Origin of the sequence: Streptomyces natalensis ATCC 27448, assembly GCF_000935125.1 — a bacterium.
Lineage (GTDB): Bacteria > Actinomycetota > Actinomycetes > Streptomycetales > Streptomycetaceae > Streptomyces > Streptomyces natalensis.
Map to the genome: position 1 here is coordinate 241177 of NZ_JRKI01000009.1, position 22693 is coordinate 263869.

Here is a 22693-nt window from a genome sequence, read left to right on the forward strand (position 1 = left end):
GTGATCTTCAGTGAGCGCATGATGACGCTCCCTCGATCCGAGGGCCGAATCGCGATCTTGAGTTGGGGCGGCTCGGACCGGCGACCGTGCCCGCCGCACGACGACGCTTCGCAGCGGCTTCGTTCTTCCATCCTTTGATCGGCGGCAGCGTGGGGGGTGGACGGCCCAGGGTGCATGAGTCGGTCGGGCAAAGTGCGCCGTTGGCTCGGCCGGCCGTTCGTATCTGTCCCGGCCCGTCGTGTGTGACCAGCGAAAAGGTCGCGTACCGAGGAAGGTCCGGGGCTTGTTGGTGGTGGCTCGTTATGGTCCGTGCATGCAAGCGGGAGATATCGGGACATGGGCGGGCGTAGCCCTCACACTGCTTATTTCGATCGGGGCCTGGACGGATGCGCAGCGGCAGGCCCGGATCGGTCGGGAGGCCAATGAGATCAGCCATCGGCAGGCGGAGGCGGCGGAGCGGCGGGCGCGGGCGGTGGAAGAGGCCCTGGCGTCGGCGCTGCGGCTGTTGGGGGAGCGGGCGCCGTCGTTGGAGTTGCCGGAGATGCCGGAGATGCCGGAGATGCCGGGGGTGGGTGGCGGCGGGCCGGGCGAGGTGCGGTGGGAGGTCGGGCGGCGCGGGCGGTATGGGTTCGAGCTGAGGAATGTGGGGTCGGCCACTGCGTTCGGTGTGCGTGTCGACCCCGACGACCTGGGGGGTGTCGCGCGCAATCTGCCGGAGGATGCCACGGTCCGGCCCGGTGAGGGTGTGCGGTTCGTGATGGCGGCGACGTTCGCGCGCCGGCTGCCTGGTGAGGTGTGTGTCCGGTGGGGTGGTTACGGGCGGGCGGAGGCGCAGGTGGTGCCGGTTTCTGCGGGGTGAGGTGGCTGGGTGCTGGGTGCCGGGTGCCGGGTGCCGGTTCCGCGGCCCGGGCCCGGGGCCGGGGCCGGGGCCGGGTCCTGGGCGACCCGTGGGTGTGAGTGGAGTGGTGAGCGGGTGGTGAGCGGGGTGGGCTGTTCGGCTTGTTCGGCTTGTTCGGCTTGTTCGTGGTTGTTCGTTGCGGCGGCGGCTGTGTATCGTCGAAGGCATTGACTTGAAGTTTCAAGTAAATCGCCTCGCCTCGTGGAGCCGCCCGAAGACGGCACCCGAAGACGGCACCGGACCACGACAACCGCCTCGACACGGGAAGAGCGCTCACCATGACGTCCCCCCACAGCACCCTCCAGGCCCCCCGGCTCACCATCGAGAGGCGCCACGCCCCCTCCTCGTCCGGTTATGACGCCGGTCTTCTCCTTTTCCGCATCGTGCTCGGGCTGACCATGGCCGGTCACGGGGCGCAGAAGCTGTTCGGCTGGTTCGGCGGGGGCGGGCTGGAGGGGACGGGGCAGTTCTTCACGATGAGCGGCTATCCGTCGGGCACGTCGATGGCCCTGGTGGCGGGGCTGAGCGAGATGCTCGGCGGGCTCGGCCTGGTGAGCGGTCTGCTCACACCGCTCGCGGGCGCCGCGGTCGTGGGCACGATGATCAATGCGCTCGCCGTGAAGTGGGGCGGCGGGTTCTTCGCGCCCAAGGGCGTGGAGTACGAACTGCTGCTGACCGCGGGCGCGGCCGCACTCGCACTGACCGGACCCGGGCGGTACGCCGCCGACCGCCTGGTCCCCGCGCTGCGCTCCCACCGCCTCGCCTACGGAGCGGCCGCGTTGGCGCTCGCCGTGGTGCTCGCCGGGGGAGTGCTGCTGCTGCGGAAGTAGCGCGTTCGGAAGTAGCGCGGTCGGAAGTGGTTCGTTGGGACGTAGTTCGTCCGGAAGTAGCGCGTGTGGTGACAGCAGGCGCAAGTGAAGAGAACTAGGTGGTCCACGGTGTCCTGGGGCGCCGCGGCCGGGAGTTGAGGAGAGGGTCTTGTCCGTACGACGTCTCAATCACGCGGTGCTCTACATCCGCGACGTGGAACGGTCCGTCGCTTTTTACACCGAAGCCCTCGGGCTGACGCTGGACGTCGAGATACCGGGGCGCGCCGCCTTCCTCAGCGCGCCCGGCTCGCTCAATGACCACGATCTGGGGCTGTTCGCGGTGGGGCCGGACGCGCCGGGGCCCGAGGCGGGCCGGGCCGGGCTCTACCACCTGGCCTGGGAGGTCGGCACGCTCGGCGAACTCGCCGCGGCCCACGCCCGGCTGGCGGCTCGCGGCGCCCTGGTCGGTGCCAGCGACCACCTCGTCTCCAAGTCCCTGTACGCCAAGGACCCGGACGGCAATGAGTTCGAGGTGATGTGGCGGGTACCGCGGGAGGAGTGGCCCGCCCCGGACGAGGCGCACCGCCTGCGCCCGCTCGATCTCGCGGCGGAGCTCAAGCGCTGGGGCCCCGACCTGATGACCGGCGCGGCGGCCGGCTCGGCCACCTGACGGGCCAAAGGCCCCGGCCAGGGCTTGTCCGGTCGACCGGCGTCGCGGGCCCCGACGGCCCGTCCGACAGCCCGTCCGACGGCCCGTCCGACGGCCCGTCCGACAGGCCCTACCCCTCCGCCGAAGACCCCCGCGCCGCCCACCGTTTTTCCACGCCCGCCAGGCGCCAGTACGCCAGGGCCGCTGCCCACACCACCACGAACAGGCCGACGATGAGGAAGCCGACATTGTCGAGGTCGAGTCCGGCGATCCAGCCGGTCAGCGGGTCGTCGAGGCCGAGTTTGTCGTGCAGCACGGTCACCAGCTCGATCGTGCCGATGAAGAAGGCGACGGCGATCGACAGGCCGGTGATGGTGAGGTTGTAGTAGACCTTGCGCACCGGGTTGGAGAACGCCCACTGGTAGGCGAAGTTCATGAACGTGCCGTCGAGGGTGTCGAAGAGGCTCATGCCGGCCGCGAACAGCAGCGGCAGGCACACGATGGCGTACCAGGGCAGCCCGGCCGCGGCGCCGCTGCCCGCCATCACCATCAAGGTCACCTCGGTCGCGGTGTCGAAGCCGATCCCGAAGAGGAAACCCAGCGGGTACATCTGGCCGGGGCGCGATATCGAGTGGGTGAGGCGTCCCAGGATGCGGTTCATGAACCCGCGCGCATCGAGCCGTTGCTCCAGCTCGGCCTCGTCGTACCGGCCGTCGCGCATACCGCGGAAGACCCGCCAGATTCCGGTCAGCGCGATGAGGTTGAGCGCGGCGATGAGGTAGAGGAACGTCCCCGAGACCGTGGTGCCGACGGTGCCCAGGATCTGATGCGTACGGGAGGAGTCGTTGAGCAGGATGCCGGCGAGCTGGGCGCCGCCCGCCACCAGGGCCGCCATCAGCACGACCACGCTGGAGTGGCCGAGGGCGAACCAGAAGCCGACCGAGACCGGCCGTTTGCCGTCGGCCATCAGCTTGCGGGTGGTGTTGTCGATGGCCGCGATGTGGTCGGCGTCGAAGGCGTGCCGCATGCCCAGGGTGTACGCGGTGATGCCGAGCCCGACGCCGAAGACCTGGCTGCCGACGGTGTAGTGGCGGGGCACCACCAGCAGGAAGAGCACGCCGAAGGCGACGACGTGCAGCCCGGCTATGACGGCCATCAGGCCCGCGGTACGGACGGTGTCCTGCCGGCGCCAGCGGAACGCGGCGGGGGCAGGGGTGGTCGGTGTATCGGTTGACGTATCGGTGGACAGGGCCATCCGCGGTCACGCTCCAGCACCTCGTGGATCAGTTCGTGAGATGCCGTGGCCGGTCTCCTGGCTTACGGGTGGTGCGCGCCCGTCCCCGCCTTCCCGGCCGCGGGCTGCGGTCAGTGGCGCCGTATCCGCGGGGCCGCGCATACGGAAGAGGGACGGAAACTCCCCGATCACAGTGGCGAGGGCCGCTCCGGCCTGGGACCCACTGGGTCCGTCACCGGTCTTCCCGAACACCACGGCAGGGTCACTCTATCGGGCGATGCCTGATGGCCGATGACCGATGGCCGTTGGCCGCGGAGAGGAACGTGCGCAGTGCGTGGTCGAAGGCGGCGGCGTTTTCCAGGTTGACCATGTGGGCGGCGCCCGGTACGCGGACCCGGTGGGCGCCGGGGACGGCCAGGGCGATGGCATGGGCGTTGGCGGCGATGTCCCTGCTGTCGAGGTCGCCGTCGAACACCACCGTCGGCACCCGTATCTCGGACAGCCGGTCGGCCGCACCGACCTCCAGCGGCATCCCGGCCCCCATGCCCTCGGCGTGCGCCTCGGCATTGGCCGCGGCCGAGGCGCGGAGCCGCTCGCGCAATCCGGGGTGGACGTCGCAGGGCCGGCGGTGCGGGCCGTCCACCCACATCCGCAGGAAGTGCTCCACGAAGCGCTCCATGCCGTCGCCGTCCGGCGCGCTGATCGCCGCCACCTGGCCCTTGATGTGCTCCAGGAGGAACGGATCGGTCAAGGCGCGGCCGCTGACACCGGGGGAGGCCAGGGCCAGGGCGCCGACCCGCTCCGGGTGGGCGAGGGCGGTGTCCAGGGCGACCCGGGCGCCGTGCGAGAGGCCGACGAGGACGGCGCGCGGGACGTCGAGCGCGTCCAGCAGGGCGCACAGATCGTCGTGGTGGGCCCAGTCCCCGGACACCGTGGAGGACAGGCCGTGGCCGCGGAAGTCGTAGCGGATGACGCGGTGGCCGGACCCCACCAGCCAGGAGAACTGCTCGTCCCACATGCGCTGGTCGAGCATTCCGCCGTGCAGCAGCACCACCGCGGGACCTTCGCCGGCCGTTTCGTAGAACAGCTCGCCGTCCTCGACCGGCACCAGGCCGTTGTCGATCTCGGTCCAGGCGGCGAAGGGGTGGGTCATCGCGGGTACTTCCTTGTGGCGCGGTCGGCGGCGGTCGGGGGCGGTGCGGCGGTCCTCGGCGTCGGGATCCACCGGTGCAACGTCCGGGCCGTCCGCCAGGTGCCGGAAACGCTCATTTCGCTGCATTCGGCGGCAGAGGGGCTTCTTCGGGGGCGAAGGTGATGACGAGATCGGCGCGGTGGCGGGTCGCCGCCACCGTGCGGGCGTTGGCCTCGTCCGAGGCGTGGACGAACCGTTCGGCGTCGGCGCGCGGGCGGCCGAAGCGGGTGTGACGGTCGATCAGCCGCGGGACGCGGTCGCGGGCGTCCAGATCGACGTACCACGCCTCGTCGAGCAGTCCCCGGATCCGGCTCCACGGCGCGGAGTCGAGGAGGAGGTAGTTCCCCTCGGTGACGACGAGGGGGACATGGGGTGGCACGGGGATGCTGCCGGCGACCGGCTCCTCGATACGGCGGTCGAAGGCCGGGGCGTAGACGTCGGTAACGGGCTCCGGCTCGCGCAACCGGGTCAGCAGCGCCGCGTATCCGGCAGGATCGAAGGTGTCGGGTGCGCCCTTGCGGTCGAGCCGGCCCAGGCGGCGCAGCTCGGCCTCGGCGAGATGGAAGCCGTCCATCGGGACCAGTACGGCCTGTCCGGCCAGCTCCGCCACCAGATGGGCGGCGAGGGTGGACTTGCCGGCGCCTGGCGGACCCGCGATGCCGAGCAGCCGACGGCGGCCGGGGCGCGCGGAGGCGGCGAGGCGGCGGGCGCGGGACAGCAGGTGCGGGGTGTCCATGGTGCGTCCATGGTGCCCGATGGACGGCGGGTCGCCGGGGCGGGCTTCAGCGCCGGTATTCCATCCCGTGTGCGGCGCCGATCTCGTTGAGGCGGTCGAGGTCGGGGTGTCCGTTCTTCATGACCACCGGACCGGCTTCGAGCATGTCCTCCACGAACTCCTCCCAGCCTCCCGGTGACGAGATCTGGAGGCACCTGGCGGGCGGGCGGGAGGCGTTGCGCAGGGCGTGGGGTGCCCAACTCCTCGCCCGCGGCAAGGAGGAGGGCACCGTGCGGACGGATGCCGAGGTCGGTGATGTGGTGATGATCGTCTGCGGGCCGGCCGCGGTGATCCGTCATGACGCCGGGGACTGGCGCCGCTGTGTGCGCAATGCGTGCGCGGGTCTGCGGGCTCCGGGCTGAGACCTGGGGCGAGCGGGTGATCCGGCGCGTGGCCCGCAGGTCTTACGGCCTCGGCTCGTCGCAGGCAGATCTTACGGCGTCGGCGCGTCGCCCGCAGGCTTACGGTGTCAGCCCCGTGCCCCCAGCCGCCACAGCGAGGTGACCTCGGCCGCGCGAGCCACATGGAGCGGGTCGGAGGTGTCGCGGGCGCGGGGGTGGCGGGGGGTGATGTCGAGGCGGTCCAGGACGGTCAGGCCGCCGCGGGCGAAGGCGTCGAGGAGTTCGGTGCGGGGGCGCAGGCCGAGGTGTTCGGCCAGGTCGGAGAGGATCAGCCAGCCCTCGCCGTCCGGTGTCAGATGGTCCGCCAGGCCGTCAAGGAAGCCGTGCAGCATCCGGTTGCCCGGGTCGTAGACCGCGCGCTCCACCGGGGAGGTCGGTTTGGCGGGGACCCAGGGGGGATTGCAGACGACCAGGGGGGCGCGTCCGGCGGGGAAGAGGTCGGCCTCGACGACCTCCACCTGACCGGCGACGCCGAGACGTTCGGTGTTCTCGCGGGCGCACGCCAGCGCGCGGGGGTCCTGGTCGGTGGCCACGATCCGCCGCACCCCGCGCCGCGCCAGCACACAGGCCAGGACTCCGGTGCCGGTGCCGATGTCGAACGCCAGCTCCGTGCCGGGCAGCGGCGCCTCGGCGACCAGGTCCACGTATTCGCCTCGGGCCGGTGAGAAGACGCCGTAGTGGGGATGGATCCGGTCGCCGCCCAGGGCCGGGATCTCGACGCCCTTGCGGCGCCATTCGTTGGCGCCGATCAGGGCGAGCAGTTCGCGCAGGGAGAGCAGGGAGTCGCCGGGCGGGGCTCCCGCGGCGTCCGGTGCCGACGGCGGCCCGTACGCCCTGGTGCAGGCCTCGCGGACATCGGGCGCGCGGTGCAGCGGGACCGTGTAGGACGCGTCGAGCGGGATCAGCAGCATGCCCAGGATGCGGGCGCGCTGGTTCTGGGCGGCACGGTGCAGATGGAACGCCTGGGTGACATCGGTGGGCGGCGTTTTGCGGGGCCGGCGGTCGATTCGGTGGGCCAGCGCCGTCAGCAGCTGCCGGGCGTTGTGGAAATCGCCGCGCCACAGCAGGGCGGTGCCCTCGCAGACGAGTGTGTAGGCGTCGTCGGCGCGGGTGCGGTCGTCGGCGAGGACGATCCGGCGGGGCGGCGGGGAGCCGTTCTCGGAACGCCAACGGGCGGAGCGGGGCTCGTCGGCCTCGGTCCATGCGACGACCGTCGGAGAGTTCACCGGAATGTGCCTCGGGGGGTGAGTGGTGCGGGCCCCTCCCTGCGAAGGGGGAGGAGGGTGACGGTCGACTTTACTCCGTGCCGGACTCCGTGCCGGACTCCGTGCCGGACTCCGTGCCGGACTCCGTGCCGGACTCCGTGCCGGACTCCGTGCCGGACTCCTGCCGGGCGGGAACCCCGTCGACTGTCGTTCCGATGCGGGCGGGCGCAGGATGGAGACGGGAGGGGAGCGGGGGAGTCGGGACGGGGAGCGTAAGGGGCGGCATCGCGGGGGCCGACGTTCAGGGGCGTGTATGGCGGACAGCGGCAGCCTCCCGGTCGTCGTTGCGGTGGACGGCTCCGTGGACGGCGAGCGGGCGCTGCGGTGGGCCGCGGAGGCGGCGCGGCTGCGGTCCGTGACGCTCCGGGTGGTGCATGTCTGGCCGTACGTCGCCGCGCACCAGGTCGCCGACGACGATGCCACCGGAGATCCGGTGCTGGACGAGCTGCGGGCGCAGCCGCTGACCCGGAGCCTGCCGGAGGTGGAGTTCCGCAGCCTCAGCGGACTGACCGGCGCCCAGCTGCCCACGCTCGGCGACGCGGCGCATCTGCTCGTCCTGGGCTCGCGCGGCCGCGGCGGCTTCGACGGACTGCTGCTCGGCTCCAACGGCCTGGTCTGCGCCGACCGGTCGGCCTGCCCGGTCGTGGTCGTGCCCCGCCCGGACCGGGCGGGCACCCGGCGCGACGAGGACGGCGAGCCGCTGCCGCCGGATGTCCCGCAGGTGACGCTGGGCCTGGACGCGTCCGCCGGCGAGCCCGGCGCGGTCGGCTTCGCGCTGGCCGAGGCGAGCCTCCGTGGCGCGCGCCTGAAGATCGTCTCCGGCTGTGCCTGGCCCGAGCGGGTGCCGCCCGTCGTCGCGGCGGGAGCGGTGCATGCGGCCACACAGCGGGAGTACGAGGCCGCGCTCGACGCCCGGCTGTCCGGTGTCCTCGCCCCGTACCGCGCTCGGTACCCGGAGGCCGACATCGAGGTGGAGCTGCGGAACGCGGACGCCGCCGGGCAGTTGGTGGCGGCGTCCCGGGACAGCGATCTGGTCGTGGTCGGCCGGCGCCGTCGGCTGGGCCCCGTGGCGCACGCCGTACTGCTGCACGCCGCATGCCCGATCGCGGTCGTTCCGGAGCAGCCGGAGCCGACGGGGTAGCGGGGACCGCGGCCCACCGCCCTCAGTCGATGCCGAAGGCCGCCGCGTAACGGACCGTGCCCCGCGGAGGTATGGAGTCGTCCAGGGACAGCGCCAGGAAGGCGTCGTCCGGCCAGGGCTGCGGGGGCTGGATCCCGTAGCGGGACGCGGCCGGTACGAAGCCGAAGCGCGGGTAGTACGACGGGTGGCCGAGCACGAGCGCGGTGCGCTCACCGGCCGCCCGCGCGGCCGCCGGCAGCGCCCGGATGACCGCACTGCCCGCGCCGCTCTTCTGATGCCCGGGCAGCACCGCGCACGGGGCGAGCGCCACGGCCGGGACCTCGCCGACGTAACAGCGCGTCAGCAGGGCGTGGGCGGCGGGCGTGCCGTCCGGGGCGTCGGCGACATACGACAGGCCGGGGAGCCAGGCCGGCGGATCGCGGCGCAGCGCGTCGACGAGATCCGCTTCCTCTGCGGCCTCGAACGCGGCGAGATGGATCCGGCGGACGGCCGGTATGTCCGCGGCGGTCTCGGGCCGCGGACGCCAGTAGCCGTACGGATCGCTCGGCACGTTCGAAATGCTCATGCCCGCAATGGTCGCAGCCGGGTCTGACAACGGGCCATGCGTTTTCCGCCCGCCGGAGCCAGGGGCCCCGGCCGCGCCGCCGTCAGTGGGCGGGCTGCCGCTCCGGCCGCCGTATGAGGAACAGCGCCGCCGACCCCGCCGCGAAGAGGGCCAGCACCGGGACCGCGGTGCTCACCCAGGACGTGCCCAGCCACCGGCCGCCGAAGTAGCCCAGGCTCACGCTGTACGCGGCCCAGGCCAGCCCGGCCAGCGCGGACCACGGCAGGAACTCGCGGACCGTACGGTGGGCGACCCCCGCACCGAGGCTGACCACCGAGCGCCCGGCGGGGGCGAAGCGGGCCAGGACCACGAGGCCGCCGCCCCCGCGCGAGAGCGCCGCGCCGAGACGTTCCTGCGCGGCGGCCAGGCGGCGGGAGCGGGCGAGGGCCCGGTCGAAGCGGTCCCCGCCGCGCCAGGCGAGGCGGTAGGCGACCATATCGCCCAGCACCGACGCGGTGGCCGCGCACAGCACCAGGGAGAGCATCGCGGCCAGGTGGTGGGTCCCGCTGTGGACCGCGGTGGCGGTCCGTACGGAGTCGACCGTATCGGCGGCGGTGCCGGCGCCCGCGGCCGTGGTGGCCGCGGCGACCACCAGGACGCCGCTGGGCAGGATCGGCACGAAGACGTCAAGGACGATGGAGAGGCTGACGATCGCGTATACCCAGGGGGTGCCGCTGAGCGGCCCCAAGTCTTCCCACAACGTGCCACTCCCGGTCCGGACCCCGCCGCGACGTCGCTTCGTGCGGCAGGGGCGGCTCTAGCGCCATACAGCGTACGCCTGGCCTTTTGGGGCCTCTGACCTGGGGCGGGCGAGGCGCAACGGCGACCGGTGACGACAACGGCCCGTACGGCGCCGTGCTGCGCGCCGTACGGGCCGGAGGGTGCCGGGCGCGGGGCCCGGGCAGGGGTGCGTCAGACGGCGCTCGCCTCGGGCTGCGCGGCGGGGGCCTGCGCGGCCTGGCGGTCGCCGAAGAAGAGGCGGTCGAGCGACCAGGCGCCGGGGCCTATGAAGGCGATCAGCAGAAAGGCCCAGCAGAACATGACGGACGGCTCGCCGCCGTTCTGGAGGGGCCACAGCGCGGTGCCCTGGTGGACCGAGAAGTAGGCGTAGGCCATCGAGCCGGAGCTGACGACCGCCGCCGCGCGGGTGCTCAGGCCGACCAGCACCAGGATGCCGCCGCCGAGCTGGATGACCGCCGCGTACCAGGCCGGCCAGGCGCCCGTGGGCACGGATTGGCCGGAACCCATGGCGCCGCCGAGGACGCCGAACAGCGACGACGCGCCGTGGCAGGCGAAGAGCAGCCCGACGACGACGCGGAACAGCGCGAGGACGTGCGGGGTCGCTCTCTGGGTGAACGACGCGAGGGAAGCGGACATGTCAAACTCTCCTACGGTTTCTGGGGACGAGGGAACCGTTGGAGGCATAGGTTAGGGCCACCTAACCAATGCTTGCAAGTTCAACATCTGGCGGGATCGGCGACGGCCGGAACGTTTCGGCGCCCGCACCGCGCCGCCACCTGGAGCGCAGCCCGCGCCACCGCATCCGTATCGGAGAGCGTCACCGACCCCACTCCGGGCCGCGCCCCGGCCGCCGTCACCCAGTGCACCCCCTCCGTCGGCACCCCCACCGCGAAGCGCCGCGGGTGGCGGCGGCCGTCGGCCTCGATGAGGTGGTACGGGCTGGGCGACACATCCAGCCCGCCGGTCTCGTAGCCGTCCACCGTGTGCGGCCGGCAGCCCCCGTCGGCCAGCAGACCGGCCAGCAACTCATCCCCGGTGCGCCGCAGATCCGGCTCCGGCAGCCGCGCCTCTATCAGTGCGCCCGCCGTCACCGCGGCCCCCGGAACGGCCCGCGACGACGCCGTGAAGCCCGCCCCGCGGTCACCGGGAGCGCCCAGGCGGATCTCCATCCGGGGCCCGACCACCTCCAGCACCCCGGCCTCCAGGAGCGCGGCCATCTCCTCTATACGGCGCCGCGGCGGCCCGATGGACAAGAAGGCGTTGAGCGGGGTGTACCAGCGGTCCAGGTGGTCGCGGCGGGAGGCGCCCCGAAGACCGCCGTGGTCGACGATCTGCCGCAGCTCGTTGCGCAGATCCCGCAGCACGTCCAGCGCCGCCTTCACCGGGCCCGCGACATTGCCCTGCCGGGCGTCCGCGACGTCCTCCCGCAGCCGCGCCAGCAGCCAGGCGCGGAAGGCGGCGCGGTCGGCGAACCGGCGGTCCCCGTACGGGCGGGAGATCCGGTCCCAGCACCAGCGCTCGGCGGGCGCGATCCCGAACGCGTCGAGGGCGGCGGCCTCCTGCGGGCTGCGGTGCGCGCTGCCCAGGAAGCGCGTACGGAACCGCTCCCGGAGCGCCGCGCCTCCAGGAGCGCGGCGCCGCAGCAGCGCCTCGTAGTAGACCGACTCCACCTCCTTGGCCACCAGGGGCCACACCTCCCCCAGGAAGTCGGGCAGTTCACCGGAGTCGGCCCGTTTGCGGAAGGCGGCTATCACGTCGGGGGTGAGCAGCAGCGGCAGATGACGCCCGTGCGCACCCTTCGCGTTGTCGCCGCGGGCGTGGTACGGCAGGCCGCGCCGGGACCCCGCGTACAGCCGGGGTTCGTGCCCGGAGGCCCGGTAGGCGAGCCCGCCGTCCGCGCCGCGGACGAACCGTCCGCCGCGGCCCGTGGTCAGCAGCGCCATGTGATCGAAGAAGTTCAGCCCGAGCCCGCGCAGCAGGACGGGTTGGCCCGGGGGCAGCGCCGCCAGATCCTCGGTGAGATCGGCGGGATTGGCGGGCGGGAGGTAGTGCAGCCCGTGCGCGGCGGCGTAGTCGGCCAGCCGCTGCTGCTCCGGGGCGGGCGCGGACGGCAGATGCCCCTGGGCGAGCACCACCGCCCCCAGGCCGTGCAGCGCCCGGCCGTCGTCCAGGTGGAGCGACTGCGAGCCATCGGGCGCCTCCGTCAGGCGCACCGCACGGGCCCGGTGCGGCACCACCGTCACCTCCGGGGGAGCGGTGCGCACCACCTGGTCGTGGAACCACTCCAGATAGCGGCCGTACAGCGCCCGCCCCGGATAGTCGTCCGGGCCGACGTCGCAGCCCTCCCAGGCGTGCAGGCTCGGCCCCGGGCGGACCGGCCCGGCGCACTCCACGCTCTCATCGGTGAACAACGTGACCTGTGAGGCGACCGTGTTCATCAGCAGCTCGGGCGACTGGGCCGTACGCCAGACCTGACCGGCACCGGGCGGTGCGGGGTCGATGACATGGACGGTCAGGCGGGCGCCCGGGGCCAGTTCGGCGGCGGAGGCGCAGATCCGCTCCAGCACACTCGTCCCGCGCGGCCCGGCGCCGACGAGAGCGAGGGCGGGCCGGGCGGGGCGGTCGGCGATGAGGTCGGCGGCCAAGAGGGGCTCTCCCTGGGGGCGGGCGGAACGTGCCGCCTATCATCACCGCACGCCCCCGCGGCCCAGCACCCGGGGCACCCAAAGAAACTCGCGCGATACCAGGGGCCGTCGGCCCCGTGACCGCCGGCCTACGGGGCCCGATCACCCGCATCACCGCGTTCCCGGTCAAGCCGTGCGAGGGCGGCCGAAACCCCTCGGATGCCCCCAACGCGCCCGCCGCCCCGGTGGCGCCGCCCCCGCCGCACCGGCCCTCGTCGGACGTCTCGGCAAACGTCTCAGCCGAGCACCAGCGTTCCGGCCGGCGCCGTGGCCGCGCCCAGGGCGACCGAAACGTGACGCGTGCAGACCTTCGCCATCGGAACTCCCGTGAAGTGGGGGGAAGGTGGCATGCGGTGCGAGCCAGGTTGGCGAGGTGGGGTGTCCACCGGACGGGCCCCGAGTAACGGCGTGGCGACATGTGCACGTCACTTCAAGGCGTTCGGTGCCGCCCTGCCAGCCCGCCATGAGTGGGCCGGAGCAGTCCGGTTGGGACGTGCCCGCGCCGCGCCCTCCTAGAGTGAGCGGGTGCTGCTGCCGGTCAACGCCACCCTCGGGATCGTCCTCGCCGTCCTGTTGGCGGCCGCCGTGGCCGTCGCCGCCGTGGCGCGCCTGGGGCACTCCCGGGCCATCGCGCTCGCCGGACTGCGCGCCGCCGCCCAGCTGGCCGCCGTCTCGTACCTCATCGGCTGGGTGGTGCGGGCGCTGCCCTGGCTGCTGTGCTTCCTCGCGCTGATGTTTGCGGTGGCGGCACGGACCGCGGGCCGCCGGATCACCCAGAACCGCACCTGGCGGTGGGCCGCCGTACCGATCGCCGTCGGGGTCGCCCCGGTGATCGCCCTCCTGCTGCTCACCGGCCTCCTCCCGCCCCGCGGCCTCACCCTCATCCCCGTCACCGGCATCCTCATCGGCGGCGCGCTCACGGCCACCGTGCTCGGCGGGCGGCGCGCGCTGGACGAGCTGGAGATGCGGCGCGGGGAGTTCGAGGCGGGGCTGGCGCTGGGGCTGCTGGACCGGGAGGCGCGGATGGAGGTGGCCCGCCCGGCCGCGTCCGATGCGCTGCTGCCGGGGCTGGACCAGACCAGGACCGTGGGGCTGGTCACACTCCCCGGTGCCTTCGTCGGGATGCTGCTGGGCGGCGCCTCGCCCGTACAGGCCGGTGCGGTCCAGCTGTTCGTGCTGGTCGCGCTGCTCGCGGTGCAGGCTGCGGCGTGTGCGGTGGTGCTGGAGCTGGTCGCGCGGGGACGGATCCACCGCGTACCCTTGCGGGCAGCAGAAGGGGAGTAGCTCTCTGCCGGACCGTCGACATACTGCCCACTCGTCGCCCGACCACCGCCCCCGGTGGAGCGCGCTTCGCGCGTTGTGACTCGTGAGCCGGCGCCCGGAGGCGTGTGACGCGCCCAGCGAGACCTTCGGCCGCAGTGTTCGACGCTGCCGTGCCGAAGCGATCCCTCCCCCGGGCCCCTTTGGTGCGGCCCTACCGATCGAGGTTCCACTCCGTGTTCAGCTTCACCGTCGCCGCCGTGGTGTTCGGCGTCATCTTCCTTGCCGAACTGCCCGACAAGACCGCGCTCGCCGGCCTCGTGCTCGGCACCCGGTACCGGCCGTCCTACGTCTTCGCCGGAGTCGCCGCCGCCTTCCTGGTGCATGTCGCGCTGGCCATCGCCGCCGGCAGCGCGCTCGCCCTGCTCCCGCACCGCGCCGTCCAGGCGGTCGTCGGGGTGCTCTTCCTGGCGGGCGCCGCCGTCCTGCTGTTCAAGAAGGACGACGGGGAGGACGAGGTGACCGCGCCCGCCGACCAGAGCTTCTGGAAGGTCTCCGGGGCGGGCTTCATGATGATCCTGGTGGCCGAGTTCGGCGATCTGACCCAGATCATGACCGCCAACCTCGCCGCCCGTTACGACGACCCGCTCTCGGTCGGCATCGGCGCCGTGCTCGCGCTCTGGGCGGTGGCGGGTCTGGGCATTTTGGGCGGCCGCACGCTGATGAAGTACGTACCGCTGAAGCTGATCACCAAGGTGGCGGCCGGGGTGATGGCGCTGCTGGCGGGGTTCAGCCTGTACGAGGCGGCCACGGGCTGAGGCGGCCACGGGCTGAGGCGGGGCCGGGCGGGGGCCCGGGGGCCGCTCGCGTGCGGGATGCGCCGGGCGCCGGGCCGCTCGCGTCTCAGGCCGTGAGGTGCAGCGCGATGAGGCCGTCCGGCAGCGCCTCGACGCGGACCTGGGTGAGGTCGCGGACGTGGGCGGTGGGTGCGAACGCGGCGGCGCGGTCGCCGACGCCGAGGACGCGCATCCCCGCCGCGCGCCCGGCCAGGATGCCCGCCTCGGAGTCCTCGAAGACCACACAGTCCTCGGGGCGGTGACCCAGTTCGGCGGCCCCCTTGAGGAAGCCCTCGGGGTCGGGCTTGCTGGCGCTCACGTTCTCCGCGGTGATCCGTACGGACGGCATGGGCAGCCCGGCGGCGCCCATCCGGGCGTCGGCGAGCGGGCCGTTGGCGGAGGTCACCAGGGCGTGCGGGAGCCGGGCTATGGCGGCCATGAAGGCGGGGGCGCCGGGGACCGGCACCACGCCGTCCGTGTCGGCGGTCTCCTGCGCGAGCATGCGGCGGTTGTCCGCCAGGTTGAGCTCCATCGGGCGGTCCGGGAGCAGCGCGGCCATGGTGGCCCAGCCCTGGCGCCCGTGGACGACCGCGAGGACCTCGTCCGCGGCCAGCCCCTGCTCGGCCGCCCAGCGGCGCCAGCAGCGTTCGACGACGGCCTCGGAGTTCACCAGCGTGCTGTCCATGTCCAGCAGCAGGGCGCGGGCGGTGAGCGTGGTGGTGGCCGTCATCGGCGGGCTCCTGGGCGCTACGGGCGGACGGGACGGGAGCTGCGAAAAAACACAAGCGGTCCCGCCCGCCGGTCAGGGAGTGCGGGCGGAACCACTTTGTTTCTACACGATACAAAACGCTCCCGGGTGCCGACAACCGCCCTGGTGAGCGCCGCTGTCAGAGCCTGTGGCTCCCGGGTCGGCGACTGCGCGTCCAGGGCCCCCTGGGTCACCGACTCCAGGTCCCGGGCTCCTGGGTCAGCGACTCCAGGGAAGCCCGCGTGCGCGCCCCGTAGACGCCGGTGGGGTCGCCGGTCACTCCGTACGCCTCCTGATAGCGCGCCACCGCGTCCCGTAGGTCCGCGTCGTAGCTGCCGTCGGCCGGGCCCGGATAGCGGCCCAGCTGCCGCAGCCGGTTCTGGAGCTCGGCCACCTCCGGACCGCTGGATCCCTCGCGCAGCACGATCGGGCCGGTGGGCGCGGCGCTCGGGCGCCCGCCGGAGGCGGGGTCGACGCTGCCGGAGACCCGGGTGGGAGCGGGCGGGGGCGGCGCCGTCCGGTACGGCGCGGGGGTGTCCCCGGGGGCCGGGGCGGTCCCGGTGGGATGCGCGGGCGCAGAGCGCGCGGGGGCGGCGGGGGTGGCGGTCCGGGAGGGGTGGGGGTCGGCGTGCGTGGGGACGGCGGCGGTGGGGGCGGTCGTGCCGCGGTCGGGCGGCGCGGCCCGGTCCCGCTGGCCGCCGGAGAACGCCTCGGCGCCGATCAGCACCGCCGTGGCGGCCACCGCCGCGCCGGTGACCGCCAGGAGGGCGGGTACGGCGCGCTTACGGGGCGCGCTGGGGCCGGCCGGGCGGTCCGGGCCGTCCGCGGAGGCGTCGGCCGAGTGGAAGATCCGGAAGGTCCGGGAGGTGGGGCCGGGGCGGGGCGGCCTCAAGGGCGCGGGGGGCGCCTCCGCGGTGTCGCCTACGGGGGCGTCGAAACGGACGTCTGAGCGGTCGTCCAGGCGGGCGTCAAAGCGGCCGCCCAAGGGGGCGTCTGAACGGGCGCCCCATAAGGGTCCGCCTAAGGGCCCGTCCGCCTCATCCATCTCATCCGCCCCGTCCGCCCTGTCCTCCTCGGCCCCCGGGAGCGACACATACGGCCGGATGCGCAGCGGATCGAAGTCCTCCGCATCGACCGCCGCACACAGGCAGGTCGGTCGGCCGTCGCCGCGTACGGGAGCGCGGCAGTGCGAGCAGGTCTGTACGGTCACGAACGGTCGCCTCCAGGGAGCCATCCAGCCATCGAGCCCTCGAACCGGCAGCGATTATCCAGAGCCCGCACGGGTCTGCACAGGAACTCGGGACATCCGCGGGGCATCAGCAGGACGTCCGACGGATGTCCGCCAGGGGGCCTTACGGCCCCGGGGCCGGAGGCCCGCCCCCGCAGGCGCCGCTCGGCGGGCCATATCGGGCGGAACCCACCACGATGGAAGGAACGCGCAGGGCGGTCCACCAGGGGCGGGCCGCCCCGGACCGAGGGAGACGCTCATGGCGCACGACACGCGCGCGCCGAACATACCCGGTGAGGGCCGGTCCCAGCGGACGGTCCTCGTCGCGATCGGCGCCCTGTTGCTCGGCATGCTGATCGCGGCACTCGACCAGACCATCGTCGCCACCGCACTGCCCACCATCGTCAGCGATCTGGGCGGCCTGGACCATCTGTCCTGGGTGGTCACCGCCTATCTTCTGGCCTCGACGGCCGCCACGCCCCTGTGGGGCAAGCTCGGCGACCAGTACGGCCGCAAGAAGTTGTTCCAGACCGCGATCGTGATCTTCCTGATCGGCTCGGTGCTGTGCGGTATCGCCCGCACCATGGGCGAGCTGATCGCCTTCCGGGCGCTCCAAGGGCTGGGCGGCGGCGGTCTGATCGTGCTGTCGATGGCGATCGTCGGCGATCTCGTACCGCCCCGGGAACGCGGCAAGTACCAGGGCCTGTTCGGCGCCGTCTTCGGCGGTACCAGCGTCCTGGGGCCGCTGCTGGGCGGGCTGTTCGTCGACCACCTCAGCTGGCGCTGGGTCTTCTACATCAACCTCCCCATCGGCATCGTCGCCCTCGCCGTCATCGCCGCCGTCCTGCACATTCCGCGCCGCCGTACCCGGCACCGGATCGACTACCTGGGCACCGTCCTGATCGCCGGCGTCGCCACCTGCTTCGTGCTGATGACCTCGCTCGGCGGCGTGAGCTACCCCTGGGGCTCCTGGCAGGTCGAGGGATTCGGCGCACTGGGCGTCGTCCTGCTCGGCGCCTTCATCCTGGTGGAGCGCAGGGCCGCCGAACCCGTCCTCCCGTTGCGCCTGTTCACCCTGCGCACCTTCACCCTCTGTGCCGTCATCGGCTTCGTCATCGGCTTTGCGATGTTCGGTTCGATGACCTATCTGCCGACGTTCCTCCAGGTCGTGCAGGGGGTCAGTCCGACGATGTCCGGTGTGCACATGCTGCCGATGGTGCTCGGCATGCTGATCTCGTCGACCGCCTCCGGGCAGATCGTCTCCCGCACCGGCCGCTACAAGGTCTTCCCGGTCCTCGGCACCGCCGTGGTGGCCCTCGGCCTGCTGCTTCTCCACCAGCTCACCCCGGCCAGCAGCGTCGTCGAAATGAGCGGCTACTTCTTCGTGTTCGGCTTCGGCCTCGGCCTGGTCATGCAGGTCCTGGTGCTCATCGTGCAGAACGCCGTGCCCTACCAGGACCTCGGCGTGGCCACCTCCGGAGCCACCTTCTTCCGTTCCATCGGGGCCTCCTTCGGCGTCTCCATCTTCGGGACGATCTTCACCAACGCCCTCGGCCCGCGGATCGTCCGTGCCCTCACCGGTGCGCAACTGCCGCCCGGCGTCACCCCGGCGACGATCGCGCAGGACCCGCGCACCGTCCACCGGCTCCCGCCCGCGGTGGTGGCCCGGGTCCTGGACGCCTACTCCGTCTCGATCACCGATGTCTTCCTCTACGCCGTCCCGGTCGTCCTCCTGGCCTTCGCCCTGGCCTGGTTCCTCAAGGAGGAGCCGCTGCGCCGCAGCGTCACCGCCCCCGAGACCAGCGAGGTTCTCTCCTCCAACCCCGTCGAGCGCTCCTCGCGCGACGAATGCGCCCGCGCGCTGTCCAAACTGGGCAGCCTGGAGGGCCGTAAGCACATCTACGAGAAGATCACCGCGCGGGCCGGACTCGACCTCAAACCGGCCGCCGCCTGGCTGGTGTTGCGCATCTACCGGTACGGATCGGTGGAGGCGGCGCTGCTGGCCGAACGCACCAATGTGCCGCTCGGCGTGATCACCGAGGCCGTCCGCCAGGTCGAGGAGCGCGGACTGGGCGAGCGCGAGGGCCTGATGCTGATGCTCACCGACCTCGGACGCGATGCGGCCGCCCGCCTCTCGATCGCCCGCCAGGAGTCGCTGGCGGAGCTGCTCGGCGACTGGTGGACCAAGGACCGCCCCACCGACCTGACCGAACTCGTCCGCGAGCTGACGGCGGAGCTGTGCGGCTCGGACGCCGAGGAACCGCACAACGGCGACGCCCGCCAGACCGTACCGCGCACACCGCGCGCCTCGCGGCCGCCGGGGTGACGCGGTGCGGGGACGCCCTCGCGGCGGACCGGGAAGCGCCGGGCGCGGGCGCGCCGGGGGATTGTCGGTGGGTTCGGTTACGGTCGTGAGCAGGTGCTGAGAAGTGCCGGAATCGGCAGCGGAGGAGGGGGCCGGCGTGTCCGGGCAGCGGGAGTTCTTCGATCAAGTCCCTTGGGTGGGGGTCAACTCACCCACCCAGCCGCTTCTCAAAGAAGATCTCCGCATAGATGTCGTCGTGATACCGCGGGATCTCGGCGAACCCGTGCCGCCGGTAGAGCGCAAGCGCCTCCACCAGATCCAGCCGGGTGTCCAGCCGGATCCGTTCGGCCCCCATCCGTATCGCGGCCGCCTCGGCGGCCGTGAGCAGCGCGTTCGCGCCGCCCCGGCCGCGGTAGGGGATCCGTACGAACATCTGCTTGAGCTCCGCGGTCCGCTCGTCCAGCAGCCGCACCCCGGCACAGCCCGCGGCGACGCCGCCGTAGCGCACGATCAGCAACACGCCATGAGGGGGCGTCAGATGGTCGGCCGGATACTCGGCCAGGCCCTCCGTGATCTCCTCGGGCGTCGCGCGCCGCCCCTCGTGCAGCTCGAAGTACCGGTCGGCGACCTCGGTGTAGTAGTCCCGCAACAGCGCCCGGGCATCCGGCGAAGCGAAGGGCTCGGCGGAGACGGCCCCCGGGAGACGGAGGGCGGCGGTGTGGCTCATGGCCGCATTGTCACCGCGGAAGGGGAGCGGGAGGCAAGGGATTTCCTGCGATGTCCTGCGCCCCGGCCTCAAAGAGAACGGGGCGCATCCGCGACGAGCTCGGACCGGGCAGCGGCCGGTGACGGCGTCGGAGGCTAGGCGGTCTTGGGCGCCGCCTGCTGTGCGACCTCGAAGGACCACACGGTGGAGCCGCTGGCGGCGGGCTTCGGCCGATCGCTGCCACCCTGGTGCGCGGCCTTCATGGGCCCTTCCATCCATGCCTGGAACGACTCCTCGTCACGCCACCGCGTGTACACCAGGTAGTCGTCGGTGCCTTCGACCGGGCGGAGGAGCTCGAACCATTCGAAGCCGTCCGAGCTCTCCACCGCGTGGGCACGGGAGGCGAAGCGCTTCTCAAGGGTTTCCCGCTGTTCGGCGGGGACGGTCAGCACATTGATCTTGACGATGCTCATGCTGCCCATCGTGCCGTATCCGGCCGACCGGTCGGCGACCAGGTCGGCGGTGGCGCGGCGCCTCCCCCGGGCGGTCACCGGGGGTCACCTCGCCGACGGCTCCTGCGCCGCGGCCGCGGCTGACCCGCGCCGCCGGGCCCGTCGCCGGGACGTCAAGGCGATTGCCAGGGCCGTCACATGGAGGAGGACGAGCGCGCCGCCGACCACCACGATCCAGGCCGGGACGCCGCCCAGCTTCAGCAGTACCTCGATGTAGTGGACGCGCCGATAGGGCGTATCGGTCGCCGCGCGTCGTAGCTCGTGGTCGCCGGTGATGCGTTCCGGATGAGGGAAGTGCTGGTCGAGGGCGGTCAGGTAGGTCGGGGCGGGACCGGTGAGGCGGCGTACGGCCCCGGTGGGCCTGATGCGGCCGGCGAAGAAGACGTGCGGTTCCGCGCCGCCGATGGCGCTGCGGGGCTCCATGCGGTGGGGGGCGAACACGTACAGGCCCAGCGACTGCGGGGTTTTGGCGAGCCGGGACAGGCGCATGGGATACACCAGCCGGTCGCTGGCGAAGGACAGGCGCAGCGGGTCGAGGGTGCCGGTCAGATAGCCGCGATAGCCGTGCCGGTCGTCGGGAGCCAGACGCACCGCGACGTACTCCCAGTGCTGCGCGACGTACGGGCGCAGCGCACCGGCCAGCGCGGACGGCAGGGTGAAGCCGTGGGAGCGCAGCCAGCCGCGCAGCGCCTCGGGGTCGGTGGCGGTCAGCCGGGCCACGTCGAACGGGCCCAGGCGCTGGCGGCCGACGACGCCGACCCCGGGGCGGGCGCCGGGCAGCGGGGCCTCGGCGCTGTCCCCCGCGCCCCAGGAGAACGGCCAGTCGCCGCTGTGCGGCCAGAAGTAGGTGCGCCTCTTGTCGGCCGGTGCCGTGACCCTGGCGAGCTCGTCGAACAGGGCGGAGTCGCCGAGCTTCACCGTGGCGCGGTGCGGCACCGGCATGATCCAGGCGGCGTCCGGGGCAGTGCCGGCCACCGCCAGGCTCATCACGATCTGCTCGGTCTTCCCGTCCCAGCGCACCGCCGAGGTCTCCCGGTCCACCGACAACGTGGTCTTCGGATCGACCACCATCGCCCCGCAGCCGCAGGCGTACGCGGGTCTGGCCAGCCACACCAGCTGTACCGCCAGCAGCATCAGCACCACCAGCAGGGCCTGCCGCCGCCGGAAGCCTCGTACCGCGCCCATCTCGTCCCCCGATAGCCGTGACGTCGCCGATCACGGTGATCGACGACGTCACAGACGGGCGGGGAGGTGGCTGCGGTTCCCCCGTGGCCGGCCGGAGCCGTCAGGCCGCCGAACCCACCTCGGCGCGGCGGGCGGCGCGCACGAGCTCGCGGGCCTCGGCCTCGGTCTCGACGGCCGGCGGCGAGCCGGGCAGCGGCCGGCCGGCGCTCTCGGACATCCGCCAGACGGCGATACCGCCGATCACGGCCGCCGCCATCATGTAGTAGGCGGGCATCATCTTGTTGCCGGTCGCCCCGATCAGCGCCGTGACCACCAGGGGCGTCGTACCGCCGAAGAGCGAGACGGAGATGTTGAAGCCGATCGACAGCGAGCCGTAGCGCACCTTGGTGGGGAAGAGCGCGGGCAGCGTGGACGGCATCGCCGACGTGAAGCAGACCAGCAGCAGCCCCAGGGCGGCCATGCCCAGCGCGATGGCGGCCAGCGAGCCCTGCCGGATCAGCAGCAGCGCCGGAACGGACAGCACCAGGAAGCCCGCGCAGCCCGCGGCGATCACCGGGCGGCGGCCGAAGCGGTCGGACAGTTTGCCCGCGAACGGCTGCACAGCCATCATCACGACCATCACGCCGAGCACGACCAGCAGTCCGTGCGTCTCGTCGTACTTCAGCTCCGAGGTCAGATAGCTCGGCATGTACGACAGCAGCATGTAGTCGGTGACGTTGAAGACCAGGACCAGCCCGACGCACAGCAGCATCGACCGCCACTGGCCGAACACCATCTCGCGGACGCCGATGCGCTTCTCGGCCTCCCGGCGCTCCTTCTCCTTGGTCCGCGCCTCCTTCTCCAGCTGCGCGAAGGCCGGGGTCTCCTCCAGGCGCATCCGCAGGTAGAGGCCGATGATGCCCATCGGGCCCGCGATCAGGAACGGAATGCGCCAGCCCCAGGCGTTGAGGTCATGGGTGGACAGCAGCGCGGTCATCAGGGTGACCAGGCCGGCGCCGCCGACGTATCCGGCCAGCGTGCCGAATTCCAGCCAGCTGCCGAGGAAGCCGCGCTTCTTGTCGGGCGCGTACTCGGCGATGAAGGTGGACGCGCCGCCGTACTCGCCACCGGTGGAGAAGCCCTGCACCAGGCGCGCGACCAGCAGGAGGATGGGCGCGCCGACGCCGATGGTGGCGTAGGAAGGGATCAGGCCGATGGCGAAGGTGCCCGCGGCCATCATGATCATGGTGATGGCCAGGACCTTCTGCCGGCCGATCCGGTCGCCGAGCGGCCCGAAGACCATGCCGCCGATGGGGCGCACCAGGAACGCCGCCGCGAAGGCGCCGAAGGTCGACAGCAGCTGCGCGGTCGGGTTCCCGGACGGGAAGAAGACATGACCGAGAGTGACCGCGATATAGCTGTAGACGCCGAAGTCGAACCACTCCATCGCATTACCGAGGGCGGCCGCGGACACCGCGCGTCTGACCATTGCGGGATCGACGACGGTGACCTCGTCCGACGTCCGCTTCTCCAGGTCGGGT

Annotated in this window: 21 protein-coding genes, 1 pseudogene and 1 riboswitch; of the genes and pseudogenes, 8 read left to right on the top strand and 14 right to left on the bottom strand. The window is 72.8% G+C overall.

Annotated elements, in window-relative coordinates; all coding sequences use genetic code 11:
• Positions 1-313: 313 nt before the first annotated feature.
• From SNA_RS07795 to SNA_RS07805, 3 genes are all read left to right on the top strand, one after another.
• A complete protein-coding gene (locus SNA_RS07795; protein WP_030071512.1) occupies positions 314-859 on the top strand; it encodes a hypothetical protein in 546 nt (181 codons plus the stop codon).
• A gap of 317 nt (positions 860-1176) precedes the next feature.
• Positions 1177-1728, top strand: coding sequence for a DoxX family protein (locus SNA_RS07800; protein ID WP_030071510.1), 552 nt, complete (start codon positions 1177-1179; stop codon positions 1726-1728).
• 148 nt (positions 1729-1876) lie between these two features.
• Positions 1877-2377: a VOC family protein gene (locus tag SNA_RS07805; RefSeq protein ID WP_030071509.1), complete on the top strand. Its 501-nt coding sequence runs from the start codon at positions 1877-1879 to the stop codon at positions 2375-2377.
• Positions 2378-2486: 109 nt separating this feature from the next.
• On the opposite strand, the pseudogene nicT reads toward SNA_RS07805, so the two are convergent.
• The 3 genes and pseudogenes from nicT to SNA_RS07820 form a co-directional block, all read right to left on the bottom strand.
• Positions 2487-3643: pseudogene (gene nicT / locus SNA_RS07810) on the bottom strand (Nickel transporter NicT).
• Positions 3642-3861, bottom strand: a riboswitch (cobalamin riboswitch). It overlaps the preceding pseudogene by 2 nt.
• On the bottom strand, positions 3853-4743 hold the full coding sequence (locus SNA_RS07815; protein ID WP_044364062.1) for an alpha/beta fold hydrolase: 891 nt from the start codon (positions 4741-4743) through the stop codon (positions 3853-3855). (Overlaps the previous riboswitch by 9 nt.)
• A 112-nt stretch (positions 4744-4855) precedes the next feature.
• Positions 4856-5518 (bottom strand): nucleoside/nucleotide kinase family protein, encoded by a 663-nt coding sequence (locus tag SNA_RS07820; RefSeq protein ID WP_030071502.1) that lies wholly within the window; start codon positions 5516-5518, stop codon positions 4856-4858.
• Between the two features lie 143 nt (positions 5519-5661).
• On the opposite strand from SNA_RS07820, the gene SNA_RS43675 reads away from it, so the two are divergent.
• Positions 5662-5919, top strand: coding sequence for an SbtR family transcriptional regulator (locus SNA_RS43675; RefSeq protein ID WP_030071500.1), 258 nt, complete (start codon positions 5662-5664; stop codon positions 5917-5919).
• 107 nt (positions 5920-6026) lie between these two features.
• On the opposite strand, the gene SNA_RS07830 is transcribed toward SNA_RS43675, so the two are convergent.
• The gene (locus SNA_RS07830) at positions 6027-7184 is read right to left on the bottom strand and encodes a methyltransferase (RefSeq protein WP_044363940.1); all 1158 of its coding nucleotides are present in this window, start codon (positions 7182-7184) and stop codon (positions 6027-6029) included.
• A 292-nt stretch (positions 7185-7476) separates the two neighbouring features.
• Here SNA_RS07830 and SNA_RS07840 point away from each other — a divergent pair, with 292 nt between their 5' ends.
• On the top strand, positions 7477-8364 hold the full coding sequence (locus tag SNA_RS07840) for a universal stress protein (protein ID WP_030071497.1): 888 nt from the start codon (positions 7477-7479) through the stop codon (positions 8362-8364).
• A gap of 22 nt (positions 8365-8386) precedes the next feature.
• On the opposite strand, the gene SNA_RS07845 is transcribed toward SNA_RS07840, so the two are convergent.
• From SNA_RS07845 to SNA_RS07860, 4 genes are all read right to left on the bottom strand, one after another.
• Positions 8387-8929, bottom strand: coding sequence for a GNAT family N-acetyltransferase (locus SNA_RS07845; protein ID WP_044363942.1), 543 nt, complete (start codon positions 8927-8929; stop codon positions 8387-8389).
• 82 nt (positions 8930-9011) lie between these two features.
• Positions 9012-9668 carry a DedA family protein gene (locus SNA_RS07850; RefSeq protein WP_030071492.1) on the bottom strand — a complete coding sequence of 219 codons (657 nt, stop codon included), beginning with the start codon at positions 9666-9668 and terminating at the stop codon, positions 9012-9014.
• Between the two features lie 212 nt (positions 9669-9880).
• Positions 9881-10345 (bottom strand): DoxX family protein, encoded by a 465-nt coding sequence (locus SNA_RS07855; protein WP_030071490.1) that lies wholly within the window; start codon positions 10343-10345, stop codon positions 9881-9883.
• A gap of 80 nt (positions 10346-10425) precedes the next feature.
• On the bottom strand, positions 10426-12354 hold the full coding sequence (locus tag SNA_RS07860) for an FAD/NAD(P)-binding protein (RefSeq protein ID WP_044363943.1): 1929 nt from the start codon (positions 12352-12354) through the stop codon (positions 10426-10428).
• Between the two features lie 564 nt (positions 12355-12918).
• Between SNA_RS07860 and SNA_RS07865 the strand changes: the two genes are divergently transcribed.
• Together SNA_RS07865 and SNA_RS07870 are read left to right on the top strand one after the other, a co-directional pair.
• Positions 12919-13677: an ABC transporter permease gene (locus SNA_RS07865; RefSeq protein WP_030071485.1), complete on the top strand. Its 759-nt coding sequence runs from the start codon at positions 12919-12921 to the stop codon at positions 13675-13677.
• Positions 13678-13889: 212 nt separating this feature from the next.
• Positions 13890-14471, top strand: a complete 582-nt coding sequence (locus tag SNA_RS07870; protein ID WP_030071484.1) for a TMEM165/GDT1 family protein — start codon at positions 13890-13892, stop codon at positions 14469-14471.
• A gap of 85 nt (positions 14472-14556) precedes the next feature.
• On the opposite strand, the gene SNA_RS07875 is transcribed toward SNA_RS07870, so the two are convergent.
• A complete protein-coding gene (locus SNA_RS07875) occupies positions 14557-15219 on the bottom strand; it encodes an HAD-IA family hydrolase (protein ID WP_030071482.1) in 663 nt (220 codons plus the stop codon).
• 208 nt (positions 15220-15427) lie between these two features.
• On the bottom strand, positions 15428-16447 hold the full coding sequence (locus SNA_RS38200) for a peptidoglycan-binding domain-containing protein (protein ID WP_052808890.1): 1020 nt from the start codon (positions 16445-16447) through the stop codon (positions 15428-15430).
• Positions 16448-16724: 277 nt separating this feature from the next.
• Here SNA_RS38200 and SNA_RS07885 point away from each other — a divergent pair, with 277 nt between their 5' ends.
• Positions 16725-18791, top strand: a complete 2067-nt coding sequence (locus SNA_RS07885; protein WP_030070646.1) for an MDR family MFS transporter — start codon at positions 16725-16727, stop codon at positions 18789-18791.
• A gap of 187 nt (positions 18792-18978) precedes the next feature.
• Here SNA_RS07885 and SNA_RS07890 read toward each other — a convergent pair whose 3' ends face one another.
• The 4 genes from SNA_RS07890 to proP all read right to left on the bottom strand — a co-directional run bounded on the left by SNA_RS07890 (position 18979) and on the right by proP (position 22686).
• Positions 18979-19497 (bottom strand): GNAT family N-acetyltransferase, encoded by a 519-nt coding sequence (locus SNA_RS07890; RefSeq protein WP_030070645.1) that lies wholly within the window; start codon positions 19495-19497, stop codon positions 18979-18981.
• 134 nt (positions 19498-19631) lie between these two features.
• Positions 19632-19949, bottom strand: coding sequence for an antibiotic biosynthesis monooxygenase family protein (locus SNA_RS07895; protein ID WP_030070643.1), 318 nt, complete (start codon positions 19947-19949; stop codon positions 19632-19634).
• 84 nt (positions 19950-20033) lie between these two features.
• Positions 20034-21173, bottom strand: a complete 1140-nt coding sequence (locus tag SNA_RS07900; RefSeq protein WP_044363945.1) for a DUF2330 domain-containing protein — start codon at positions 21171-21173, stop codon at positions 20034-20036.
• 100 nt (positions 21174-21273) lie between these two features.
• Entirely contained in the window at positions 21274-22686 is a 1413-nt protein-coding gene (gene proP / locus SNA_RS07905) for a glycine betaine/L-proline transporter ProP (protein ID WP_044364064.1), read from the bottom strand.
• Positions 22687-22693 lie beyond the last annotated feature (7 nt).

What these genes read in the sequence shown, in the direction of transcription:
- SNA_RS07795 (WP_030071512.1), top strand. Translation starts at nt 314, where the DNA reads ATGCAAGCGGGAGATATCGGGACATGGGCGGGCGTAGCCCTCACACTG.
- SNA_RS07800 (WP_030071510.1), top strand. Translation starts at nt 1,177, where the DNA reads ATGACGTCCCCCCACAGCACCCTCCAGGCCCCCCGGCTCACCATCGAG.
- SNA_RS07815 (WP_044364062.1), bottom strand. Translation starts at nt 4,743, where the DNA reads ATGACCCACCCCTTCGCCGCCTGGACCGAGATCGACAACGGCCTGGTG.
- SNA_RS07820 (WP_030071502.1), bottom strand. Translation starts at nt 5,518, where the DNA reads ATGGACACCCCGCACCTGCTGTCCCGCGCCCGCCGCCTCGCCGCCTCC.
- SNA_RS43675 (WP_030071500.1), top strand. Translation starts at nt 5,662, where the DNA reads ATGTCCTCCACGAACTCCTCCCAGCCTCCCGGTGACGAGATCTGGAGG.
- SNA_RS07840 (WP_030071497.1), top strand. Translation starts at nt 7,477, where the DNA reads ATGGCGGACAGCGGCAGCCTCCCGGTCGTCGTTGCGGTGGACGGCTCC.
- SNA_RS07845 (WP_044363942.1), bottom strand. Translation starts at nt 8,929, where the DNA reads ATGAGCATTTCGAACGTGCCGAGCGATCCGTACGGCTACTGGCGTCCG.
- SNA_RS07855 (WP_030071490.1), bottom strand. Translation starts at nt 10,345, where the DNA reads ATGTCCGCTTCCCTCGCGTCGTTCACCCAGAGAGCGACCCCGCACGTC.
- SNA_RS07875 (WP_030071482.1), bottom strand. Translation starts at nt 15,219, where the DNA reads ATGACGGCCACCACCACGCTCACCGCCCGCGCCCTGCTGCTGGACATG.
- SNA_RS07885 (WP_030070646.1), top strand. Translation starts at nt 16,725, where the DNA reads ATGGCGCACGACACGCGCGCGCCGAACATACCCGGTGAGGGCCGGTCC.
- SNA_RS07890 (WP_030070645.1), bottom strand. Translation starts at nt 19,497, where the DNA reads ATGAGCCACACCGCCGCCCTCCGTCTCCCGGGGGCCGTCTCCGCCGAG.
- SNA_RS07895 (WP_030070643.1), bottom strand. Translation starts at nt 19,949, where the DNA reads ATGAGCATCGTCAAGATCAATGTGCTGACCGTCCCCGCCGAACAGCGG.
- SNA_RS07900 (WP_044363945.1), bottom strand. Translation starts at nt 21,173, where the DNA reads ATGGGCGCGGTACGAGGCTTCCGGCGGCGGCAGGCCCTGCTGGTGGTG.